Origin of the sequence: Synechococcus sp. R70.1, assembly GCF_047461675.1 — a bacterium.
Taxonomy (GTDB): Bacteria; Cyanobacteriota; Cyanobacteriia; order Thermostichales; family Thermostichaceae; genus Thermostichus.
On sequence record NZ_JANSHR010000087.1, the window covers coordinates 1 to 676 of the forward strand.

At 63.3% G+C, this 676-nt stretch carries 1 protein-coding gene; it reads right to left on the reverse strand.

Features of this window, described 5'->3' with window-relative positions; translation table 11 throughout:
* Positions 1–268, reverse strand: a 268-nt coding sequence (locus NW807_RS09490; protein WP_414425946.1) for a hypothetical protein, incomplete at its 3' end; no start/stop codon positions are given.
* Between the last annotated feature and the right edge of the window lie 408 nt (positions 269–676).

Here is a 676-nt window from a genome sequence, read left to right on the forward strand (position 1 = left end):
CCCTCAAGCCAGCGCGGGCAGCATGGGCTGGCTCCCCAAACATCCAATTGAAGGCCGCCTGCAGAGCCTCGGCAGGGCTGGGCCACTTGGGCGGCTTGGGCACCCCTGCCTTCACCTCCAGCACCGGCGAGAGCTGCGGCTCCAAGGCAATGGTCACGCCTTCAGTAGAAGCCTTGGCCACGCTATGCACGCTGACCGTCTCGGGTTCTGGATCCGCTTGCACCTCCCGAGCAGGTCGCAGCTCCACCGTGTTGGGCTTGGCCGCCATCCACTCGCCCAGAGGGCTCTTGGAGGGAGTTTCTGGAGCAAAAGTGCTCGGCCCGCAGGGAGGCCCCTGGCAGGTGAGATTTTGCGTCTGCGTCTCGGTTGCTGGACAGGTGGGGCTGCTGGTGCTGGCAATCAGGTTGCGCGTTCGAGTTTGGGTAACCGTTCTAGTTTGGCCGCAGGCAACCTGAACCTGGCTGCAATCTGGGGGTGACCAGGGGCTCCACTCGCTGTAGTTGCAAGTCTTCGGGCAGGTAACCGTTTGGGTTTGCGTCCGGGTGGTGGTCCCGCAAATCGAGGTGCAGGTCTCAGTGCGGCTCTGAGTTATCTGCAGGCCGCCGTCGGCCACCGTACACTGAGGAGTCCAGTCTGTATAGGTGCAGGTAGCCCCCGGAGGTTGGCAAGTGATGGT